Raw genomic sequence first — 10,146 nt, forward strand, 5'->3', positions numbered from 1 at the left:
GGGACTAAAAGATTTGTCCACACTCTATGAGTTTGGATACTCAAGAGATTGAACCGCCGTATACGGAACCGTACGTACGGTGGTGTGAGAGGTCGACTAACCAAGTAATGGTTAGTCACCTACTCGATTGTACTATCAATAATAAATAGCAAGCGTATGAAGTGATTTAATTGGGGCGAATAAATGTGTCAAATAAGATAACTTTTTTTCATTTTCCTTAGCACACATTTTTGTAACTGGGTTCATATAATGGGTTTTAAGTTGTTGTATATAAAGGAGAGAATGCTTCATGAAAAAAAAGCGATATGCAAAGGACCCATTGCTCTATATTCATCAGCCGACTATAAGTAAACCTGATGCCCCCATGCAAGATAATTATCAAACACCGCGGAGAGACAAAAAAAACCCGTTACAAGCACCTCCGCCACAATCGAATACATCACAAAAATCCAGAATAAAGAGGAGGAACCCTTATCTAAAGGAGTTACAGCAGGATAAGAATAAGATACATTCAGAAGATACAGATGAAGAAAACGAAAAGGATGTTTCAACAGAACCATCGGATGAAAGTAAACACCATTCAAATCGGGCGAAATTTAAAGACATGACTTTAGAAGAAAAAGTTAACTACTTCGTAAATTTACCTACGCACGTTCCAAAACTGAAGTGCGAAGTACAAACCTCTGAAAGAAAACATCGTGGTATTATTACTGATTTTAAGGAAGATCTTGTTTATATACGGATTGGAAGAAGAACAACTAGCAGAAGTATTCCATTTGATGACATTAAGGACATACGTCTCTTAGGTTTTTAACTAAAAAAACACCGATCGCATAAGGGATTCTCTCCCTTTACGACCGGTGTTATTTTAGATCTTATTAGCAATTAAGAGCAGAAATTGCTGGCAGGCAAGTTACGTGGCAGAAGCATTCTGCATCAACAGTCATGCAGATACCTGTTGCACGTAAATGATGTGACTTTTGCTCTGTTGGATCGTGTGGATTAAACACATCGCAATGAGCATCTCTTAGTAGCTCTAATACCACGCAGCAGCTGTCACTGCAATCATCCATTACCTTTTTAACTCGGAAGAAAAAGCTAGCTTCTACATGCCCAATATTGTCTGGATGAGTACCAAAGCCCTTAAATGGTTTACAGCCATCTTTACAATATAAGATTACAGGTACGGTGTCTAAATCATTACCGCCCTCTGTTTCTCCTAACAAATCGCTAATGGATTGCTCACAACTCGTGTCACAGCAATTTTCTACTACATCTTGCTGTGCATCTGCAATTTCCTTTAAAATGTCGCAAACACAACTACCAGTATGATGATCTTTTCCACAACTCATGAATTGTTCCCCTTTCGATATTTATTGACCTACTGTCCCTAATAGAATATGTATCCATACTTTGTTTGTGTGGGCATACAACCTGATATTGCACTTTTTTCCGATTACATGTATCATAAAATAAATTGAAAATTCATGCATATTAGCTAGGAAAAAGGGAAATACATGAATGGAGGGGAGGATGAGCATGGGATATATTTTACCGTTGACTCTTCATCAATATAAAGAATATCAAAAGCGTGTCGTGCAAGATAATCAAAATTGCTTTTTAGTAGAAAAGCCATATAAAGTTACTCTAGAAACAAAGAATCATAACAAAATGAAATCAGAAGAATATCGAAAATATAAACGTATAAGAAGGCATTTAAACGATACAGAACTTGAAAAAATGTCGAAAAAGATCGACGAGAAAGCAACTGGAAAAGGACTATTTTTTCAAGAAAAGATTTAATCGGAATAAAAACAAAACGTAAAGAGAGCTGGTCAAATGAAATTTATTCAATTAAATAAATCGTGTTACTACTTTGATGCACCGGTAAATATCGGATATGTTCATAAACAAAATCAAGGAATGCTGATTGATGCAGGTATTGATGATTCAGTTATGCGGAAAGTGTTAAAGCAGCTCCGTGAGAAAGAGCTGCCGATTACACATCTATTTATTACGCATGCACATGCGGATCATTATGGCGGGGCGCATTTTTTAAAGAAGCGCAGAGACGTTTATAAAATCGCCCCTTCTTTTGAAGAGGCAATTTTAAGAAATCCTGCGTTAGAGCCTTTATATTTGTTTAGTGGAAATGACCCACTACAAGAATTACATAATAAATTTTTAGAAGGAAAGCCAGTAGCGATTGATCATATTCTTCAGGAAGGGGAAAATGAAATAGACAACTTTGTTTTTGAAGCCCATTCACTTCCTGGTCACAGCTACCATCAATTAGCTCTTAAGATCGACAATGTATTGTATGCAGGCGATAGTTATTTCGGTGAAGATCAATTAAAAAAACATAAAATCCCGTATATTACGGATGCAAATAAAACAATACAAAGCTTAAACAAGTTATTGGAAATCAACTGTGATGGTGCTGTGCCAGGACATGGTACATATGAAAAGGAATTTAAGCAGACGGTGAAAGCAAATATTACCTATCATGAAAAGTTATTGGACTGGCTACTTGAAAAGATTGGGTCTGAGAAAAAAGGTATCTCCCATGAAACGATTATTTCAGCAATGTGTGAGCAATACGCGATAGGTAAAACAACCTTATCCCAGTGGCTTTTATATCGTACAGCAGTAACGGCTTATTTAGTTGGATTAATTCAGCAAGAAAAAATTACGTACACCATTAAAGGTTATAAATGGGTATTTGAAAAAGCGTAAGTATCTTAATCAGAATCCCTTTCAGGCAAATTTACATACGGATTGATGAAAAGCTTTTGCCCTTTCGTATATTCAGCAAAAAAGACATCCTCTATGGAATGATACCCTTGCCTGTTTAATTCATTTTGCAGCCACTCTTCTGTCAATCCTGCTTCCTTCAAGTTATCTTTAATGATTTCACCGTCACCAATCAATTTAGTCGGGAGATAAACTTCCGATGGCGCGACATTTAAGTCTTTTTTTGTAGGAGCCTGATAGGGTGATTTTTTTAATACGGATATCGTTCCATCTGTTTCTAAAATGCCATATTCTACTTCTTGGATAGAAAACACGTCTTTAGCACGAAGCAGTTGTTGAATTTCATCGATATCCATCTTATTATTTTTAATTTCTTCCCGATTAAGTTTCCCTTTGTGTATGACAAGGACGGGATCACCTTCAAGTAAATGCCGTGAACCTTTGAATTTTTGTGTAATCATTTCAATTCCATATAAGATAAGCCCCCATAGTAAAATGACATAACCGATATCAAGAATACCTGCTTTTTCATCAAATAGTGCATTTCCGACCAGTTCTCCGAGAACAAGGGCTGCAATAAAGTCAAACGGAGTTAATTCGGAGATTTGCGTTTTTCCAAGCACCTTGGTCAAAATAAACAAAGCGAAAGCACCAAACAGGGTTTCATATAGCATCGGCAGCATATTGTCCATTGTTGTAACAATCTCCTTTTTCAAAATGCTACCTTTTATTTTGTCCTAAACAAGAATTGTCATACATTTTATATGACCGGGAAGAATTAATATGTAAAAAGAAAAAACAGCTCGCTTAAGACGAACTGTTTTCCTTAAAGCTGTTTTATCATAGTTACATGGGGAATACCGGCATCTAAAAATACAGCCGAGACAGTTTCATAACCCAGTTGTTGATAGAAGTTTTCGGCGTGTGTCTGGGCATTGAGTTTTGCCTTTTTATATCCTTTTTGGATAATTATTTTTTCCATATTTTCAATCATTTGCTTCCCGAATGATTTGCCTCGATGTTCTTTTAGTACACAAATACGTTCTAGCTTTCCATAATCATCAACCAGTCTGAGACGACTTGCTGCTATTGGTACATCTTCTTTATAACCGATAAAATGGATTGCATCTTTATCGTATGCATCAAGTTCTTCTTCAGGCGGAACGTTCTGCTCTTCTACAAATACAACCATCCGTATATGATAAGCTTGTTCCAACTGCTTATCTGAATTTACGATTTGGACGTTCACACATGTTCCTTCCCGAATACAAAAGACTCATATACTGTCCATGATCCATTATCAAGCTGATAAAGCAATTGGAAGCGATCTACAAGTTCTTCATATTCAATCTTCATCATTTTTAAACTTCCAAATACATCGGAATACTCGTCGTCCATGAGGTTTTGGGCAATCGTAATATGTGGAACAAAATTGTGCTGGCTGCTGTCTGTGAAAAAGTCTTGCTGCATTTTATTATGCAAGTCAATAAGTTCTTGAATTGGTTCAACTTTAAAGTAGATTGTATTCGTTACCGGAGCAAATGTGCTCACCTTATTAATATTAATATTAAATGGCTTTGTATCATTTGCAATTTTCTTTAATTCTGTAATTACATCTTTAAGGGACTCCTCGCTCACTTCAAATGGGTCCTTTAATGTAATGTGTGGCGGAATAAGCTCATAATTTGTGTCATAACGTTTTCGATATGCGTTTGCTTCATCTTGTATTGCTTTTGATGGAAAAATAGCAACACCGTATTTCATCGTTAAAAAACCTCCTCATCGTTTTACAGTAGTAAGTATTCCTGAAAATTTGCGAATATCTTGCTGCAGTGTCATCTTTTGGTTTTTCTTTTTGATGGTGTACAAAAATTATGGATTCCATTCCAATTATAACAAAATTTTAGGTGAATTAGAGTGTTTTTTGCATTTTGTTTAAAAATTCTTAATTAAACATGATTGGTAAGATGTTGGGCAAATCTTTTTGCCAGTATTTCCACGTATGTTCTCCGTTCTTCAGTTCTTCATATTGATAGCTGGCACCTTTTGCTTTTAATAACTCATTTAGTTCACGATTAGGTGTGACAAAATCCTGCACCGAACCATCCGTTGTACCAACAGCTGTTTCATTTTCGCCGATCGTATGATAAATATCAATGGACTCCATGTTTTTCGCATTTTGAACTGCATCTATAACTTTTTCATCCACATAAGGAGATTGCATGATCACCTTGCCGAATGTATTCGGATATTTTAAAGCAGTCATTAATGCCAAAGTACCTGCAAGGGAATCTCCCATTAAAGCTCTTGATCTTCCCATCTGATAAGTTGGATACATATCGTCCAGCAGTGGAACAACTTCATGAATAAGAAATTTAATATAATCTTGCTGCTGCTCACCACTCGGGTGATATTTTTTTCTGCGATCGTATTTATCCTGATAGTGTATACCAGCAAAAACCGTATTTTCTATCGCTTCTTTACTGTGCAGACGATCACTAAGCGTCGCCACTCTTCCAAGCTGGTAATAATCATTTCCATCCTGCATAATACAAATGTGATATTTATTAAGAGGTGAAAAAGATTCCGGTTGATATAGTTTCAATGTCATTGTTTCATTTAAATAGCTGCTTTCTATCTCTTTCTCGATCATTTTTCCTTTACGTGCGATTTTTAAACACCTCGTTTAAATCAATTTTCCCCATTTTAGCGCAATTGAAACGGAGCATCCTTTTTTATCATATCATTAACTTGTATTTTCCATCAATTGATTTTGATGTAGCTGATAATACTTGCCTTTTTGTTTGATCAGTTCCTCGTGGCTTCCTTGTTCCATAATTTTTCCGTGTTCCAGCATAATGATTTTATCAGCTTCCTGAATGGTATTGAGACGATGCGCAATTACGAAGCTTGTTCGCCCTTTCATCAAATGCTTTAGTGCCTCTTGAATCTTCAATTCTGTAATGGTATCAATATTACTTGTTGCTTCATCGAGAACAAGAATAGAAGGCTCAGATATGAATGCTCGCGCAATGGTGAGTAACTGTTTTTGCCCTTGACTAATACCGCTTCCTTCCTGGTCAAGGATTGTATCATATCCTCCTGGGAGATTCGTTATAAATTCATGCGCATTCGCATCCTTCGCAGCACGGATAACTTCTTGATCTGAAGCATCCAGTTTTCCATAACGTATATTTTCCCGGATGGTTCCATGAAATAAAAAAGAATCCTGTAATACGAAAGCCATGTGTTTTCTGAGACTGGATCTTTTTATATCTTTTAAATCGATTCCATCTAACGTTAGTTTGCCATCTTCATAATTATAGAAGCGGGAAATCAGATTAATAATGGTGGTTTTTCCTGCACCCGTGTGCCCGACAAAAGCGATCGTTTCTCCAGGCTGAACTTCAAAGCTGATACCTTTCAAAATAAGGGCATCTTCGTATCCAAATGTTACATGATCGAATACAAAATGTCCGGTAGTACCCGCAAGCTCTTTCGCACCTTTCTCATCCGTTTCTTCTTGCTCTTCATCGATCACGTTAAAGACACGCTCAGCTCCGGCAATTGCTGAAAGTAAAATATTGAATTGATTGGAAAGTTCATTCAGCGGCCGAGTAAATTGGCGGGCATATTCCGTGAAAATAACAATGATACCAACTGATATATAACCATGAATAGCCAGGATACCGCCTACTAAAGCGATTAATCCAAAACTTAAAAAATTTAACATGTTCATCACTTTGGGAATGAACCCAGAAATGGTTAGCGACCAAAATCCGGTGTTTCTAAGCTTACTATTTCTCTCTTTAAACTCTCGTGTAACGCGTTCTTCCTGGGAAAATGTTTTTACAATATGCTGACCGGAAACAATTTCTTCGACATAGCCATTTAACTCGCCTAAATCCCGCTGCTGTAATTTATAAAGAGGGCCGGTACGCTTTGTGATCCATCTTATTCCGAGGAACATAAACGGAATAATCGCCATGGTAACGAGTGTCAGCAAAGGACTGAGATAAATCATAACAGAAATGGTACCGGCAAGCGTGATAACACTAGAAAAAATTTGAATCACAGATTGATTCAGCGTGTTATTTACATTATCAATATCGTTTGTAATTCTGCTCATTAATTCACCGTGCTGACGTTTATCAAAATAAGATATAGGGAGACGATGAAATTGATGAAATAGATCAGAACGCAATGCATACACGGTGTTTTGGGCAATCCCGACCATCCAGTAATTTTGCATGAAAACGGATATCGAATGGGCTAAATAAATGATAATCAACCACAGAAGCAGCAACCCTAAACCAGAACTTTCTTTTGTTACAATAAAGTCATCAATTGCCATACCAACCATATAAGGGCCAAGTAAAGCCATTGCAGAGCTGATTAATACCATAAGAATCACAAGGCTGAGTTTTCCCTTTTCTCTGGCAAGATAGGACCAAATCCTTTTTACAGTTCCTTTTGTATTTTTTGCACGTTTCTTTGGATTGATATGAACATGGTCCAAAGAAATTTTTTTATATTGAAAAGGTTGTTTGAATGGGTTACTTTGCATGTGGATACCCCTTTCCAAATTGTGACTCTACAATTCTAAGGTATAAATCAGATTGGTTAAGCAGTTCCTGATGTGTGCCATGAGCCTGTATATGCCCATCATCCAACAGCAGGATACGGTCTGTCGTCATTGCTGTGGCTATTTTTTGGGTAATAATTAATGTTGTGCAATGATAATCCTGAATGGCTTTTAACAGGCGGGATTCCGTCGCTAAATCAAGTGCACTCGTACTGTCATCAAGCATTAAAATCTTAGGTCTGCGAATGAAAGCTCGGGCAATCGAAATCCGCTGTTTCTGGCCACCAGAAAGATTCACCCCTTTTTGTCCAACCTTTGTTTCATACTGCTCAGATAGATCCATAATGGTATCGTGAATTTGTGCATCTTTTGCTGCTTGTATAATTTCCTCCATAGATGCGTGTTGCTTCCCCCAGGCAATATTTTCTTTTACAGATCCTGTAAATAGGAGGGGGGTTTGTGGCACGTAACCAATACTGCCCCGAAGCTGATCAAGTGTATAATCTGTAATTGGACGATCATCAATAAAGATCGAACCGCCACTCGATTCGTACAGGCGGGGAATGAGCTGAAACAATGAGGTTTTACCTGCTCCCGTTGCCCCGATAATAGCGAGTTTTTCGCCAGCATCAGCTGTAAAAGAAATATCTTCTAAAACACGTTCATTTGCAGCAGGATAAGTAAAAGATACTTGATTGTAAGTAATTTTGCCTTTGGTCACTTCTATGCTCAGGTCTGCCTTGTTTTGAGCCTCGGATGGAACGTTAACAGTAAGAACATGATTAATACGGTGTGCAGATGCCTTTGCACGTGAAAAAGCCAGGATGATAAATGTAAACATGGAAATGGACATGGAAACACGCATCGCATAATTGACGATCGCAACAATGTCACCAACAGAGGTTTGCCCGGCAATCGACTGCACGTTTCCAAACCAAATAATGAAGATTAAACTCAGATTCATCACAAACAGGAGAACAGGCATCGAAGCTCGATAAATCGAAAGGTGTAACGCATGGAGTCAGCTAAATTTTTATTTGCCTTTGTGAACCGGGATTCCTCATAATCACGCCGAAGAAAAGCTTTAATTAACCGCATCCCGGACAGGTTTTCCTGCATTACCCGATTGACGTTATCGACATTACGCTGTACGTTATCAAAAAGCTTTGTAGCCACACGAAGTACCCAAAGAATAAAGCCGACCAAGACGGGGACGGTTACCAAAAAGATCAGTGCAAGTTTGGCATTTACGATAAACGCCATCACTACCCCACCAATTACAAGTAAAGGTGCTTTTGCCATAATGCGAAGCGCCATAAAGATCGTATTTTGAATCTGTCTCACATCGTTCGTAAATCTTGTCACAAGTCCTGAGGTAGGATATTGATTTAAATTAGCAAATGAAAAACGTTGAATTTTATTAAACAGTTTCTCACGTATGTCATAAGCAAAACCGAGGCTTACATGAGACGCGTAAAAAGAATTAAGAATCCCAGCTGTAAAAGCAATAAACGCGAGGCCAATCATAATACTGCCCCACATTACAATATTATTAATGTCTTGCGTCACAACACCATCATTAATCATTTTTCCAAGGAAAAAGGGAAGAAGCAGTTCTACGCCCAGTTCAATCAATGTTAAAGCATAGGCAATGATAATGTGGAGTTTGTACGGTTTTAAAAAAGCGAAAATATTTTTCAACGTAAAACCTCCATATGTAAATTAGTGAACCGAGAGTAGCAATGTTCTTCTATATTATAATAGGAAAGAAGATTTTTTCAAAAAAATGAGAACGATTTTAGTGGAGGAGGGAGAGATGGGGAAAAAAGGGGAGAGGGAACAGCCCTCTCTTAGGGGTATGTATAGAATCCTTTTCCGCTTTTCCTTCCGTAATGACCTGCGCGGACCAGTTTTTTTAAAAGCGGCGGGATACGATATTTGGAGTCACCTGTTTCTTGATATAATGTCTCTTGCACATATAAAAGTGTATCGAGACCGATCATATCCGCTAATTTCAATGGACCAATTGGCTGGTTTGTTCCAAAGACCATTCCTTTATCAATATCCTCTGCAGTCGAGATTCCTTCTCCTAAGACAAAAATAGCTTCACTAATCATCGGAACTAAAATTCGATTTACAACAAACAGCGGGGAGTCTATAGCAATAATGCTTTCTTTTTCCATTTGTTTTGTCAGTTCCTGGATTGTATATACAGTCTCTTGTGAAGTTTCCTCTCCACGAACAATTTCAACGAGTTTCATGACTGGCACTGGATTAAAAAAGTGCATACCACAAACACGATCCGGGCGACTTGTAGCACTCCCAATCTCTGTAACACTTAAGCTGGATGTGTTTGTTACAAGTATTGTATTACAATCACATAAAGCATCCAATTCCCGAAATACTTTTTTCTTAGCATCCATATTTTCGGTAATCGCTTCTACAACGATAGCAGCATCACGTAATTGTCCTTTATCTGAAGTAAGATCTATCCGTTCTACAATGGATTCTTTTGTTTCTTGGATTTTCTGTTTTTTTAAAACTCTTTCCACATTAGAGGTGATTGTCTCTTTTGCTTCTATAAGTTTATTTTCACTAATATCTGTGATCACTACATGGTGTCCTGCCAAAGCAAATACTTGTGCAATTCCGTTTCCCATGATACCTGAGCCCAAAATACCGATTTTCATATGCTCACTCCTCGTATAGTATATTTAAGCTTTTCTTTTCAGCCTATTAACTTTTACAAATTTACAAAAATCTCATTGTTGATAACTACGTTACCTTTCACTACTGGCGGACGCTTT

The 10,146-nt window shown here is 37.5% G+C and carries 10 protein-coding genes and 1 pseudogene; 3 read left to right on the plus strand and 8 right to left on the minus strand.

The window, feature by feature from the left end; all coding sequences use genetic code 11:
* The first annotated feature begins 289 nt into the window (after window positions 1-289).
* A complete protein-coding gene (locus tag GZ63_RS0104655; protein WP_029267348.1) occupies window positions 290-814 on the plus strand; it encodes a CotO family spore coat protein in 525 nt (174 codons plus the stop codon).
* Window positions 815-878: 64 nt separating this feature from the next.
* Here the strand turns inward: GZ63_RS0104655 and GZ63_RS0104660 are convergent, their stop codons facing one another.
* Window positions 879-1,352: a CotY/CotZ family spore coat protein gene (locus GZ63_RS0104660; RefSeq protein ID WP_029267350.1), complete on the minus strand. Its 474-nt coding sequence runs from the start codon at window positions 1,350-1,352 to the stop codon at window positions 879-881.
* A gap of 187 nt (window positions 1,353-1,539) precedes the next feature.
* Between GZ63_RS0104660 and GZ63_RS0104665 the strand changes: the two genes are divergently transcribed.
* Window positions 1,540-1,803, plus strand: coding sequence for a hypothetical protein (locus tag GZ63_RS0104665; RefSeq protein ID WP_029267352.1), 264 nt, complete (start codon window positions 1,540-1,542; stop codon window positions 1,801-1,803).
* Between the two features lie 36 nt (window positions 1,804-1,839).
* Window positions 1,840-2,736, plus strand: coding sequence for an MBL fold metallo-hydrolase (locus GZ63_RS0104670; protein WP_029267354.1), 897 nt, complete (start codon window positions 1,840-1,842; stop codon window positions 2,734-2,736).
* Between the two features lie 5 nt (window positions 2,737-2,741).
* On the opposite strand, the gene GZ63_RS0104675 is transcribed toward GZ63_RS0104670, so the two are convergent.
* From GZ63_RS0104675 to GZ63_RS0104705, 7 genes and pseudogenes are all read right to left on the minus strand, one after another.
* The gene (locus GZ63_RS0104675; protein ID WP_318842359.1) at window positions 2,742-3,470 is read right to left on the minus strand and encodes a DUF421 domain-containing protein; all 729 of its coding nucleotides are present in this window, start codon (window positions 3,468-3,470) and stop codon (window positions 2,742-2,744) included.
* Between the two features lie 110 nt (window positions 3,471-3,580).
* Entirely contained in the window at window positions 3,581-4,003 is a 423-nt protein-coding gene (locus tag GZ63_RS0104680; RefSeq protein ID WP_029267358.1) for a GNAT family N-acetyltransferase, read from the minus strand.
* Window positions 4,000-4,518 carry a YjcG family protein gene (locus GZ63_RS0104685; protein WP_029267360.1) on the minus strand — a complete coding sequence of 173 codons (519 nt, stop codon included), beginning with the start codon at window positions 4,516-4,518 and terminating at the stop codon, window positions 4,000-4,002. The genes GZ63_RS0104680 and GZ63_RS0104685 overlap by 4 nt, the downstream gene beginning before the upstream one ends.
* A 181-nt stretch (window positions 4,519-4,699) precedes the next feature.
* Entirely contained in the window at window positions 4,700-5,425 is a 726-nt protein-coding gene (locus GZ63_RS0104690) for an alpha/beta hydrolase (RefSeq protein WP_029267362.1), read from the minus strand.
* A gap of 75 nt (window positions 5,426-5,500) precedes the next feature.
* Entirely contained in the window at window positions 5,501-7,321 is a 1,821-nt protein-coding gene (locus GZ63_RS0104695; protein WP_029267364.1) for an ABC transporter ATP-binding protein, read from the minus strand.
* Window positions 7,311-9,040, minus strand: a pseudogene (locus tag GZ63_RS16375) (ABC transporter ATP-binding protein). The gene GZ63_RS0104695 and the pseudogene GZ63_RS16375 overlap by 11 nt, the downstream one beginning before the upstream one ends.
* 149 nt (window positions 9,041-9,189) lie before the next feature.
* Window positions 9,190-10,029, minus strand: a complete 840-nt coding sequence (locus tag GZ63_RS0104705; protein WP_029267366.1) for a 3-hydroxyacyl-CoA dehydrogenase NAD-binding domain-containing protein — start codon at window positions 10,027-10,029, stop codon at window positions 9,190-9,192.
* Between the last annotated feature and the right edge of the window lie 117 nt (window positions 10,030-10,146).

This window comes from Virgibacillus alimentarius, assembly GCF_000709085.1.
Classification (GTDB): Bacteria; Bacillota; Bacilli; order Bacillales; family Amphibacillaceae; genus Virgibacillus_B; species Virgibacillus_B alimentarius.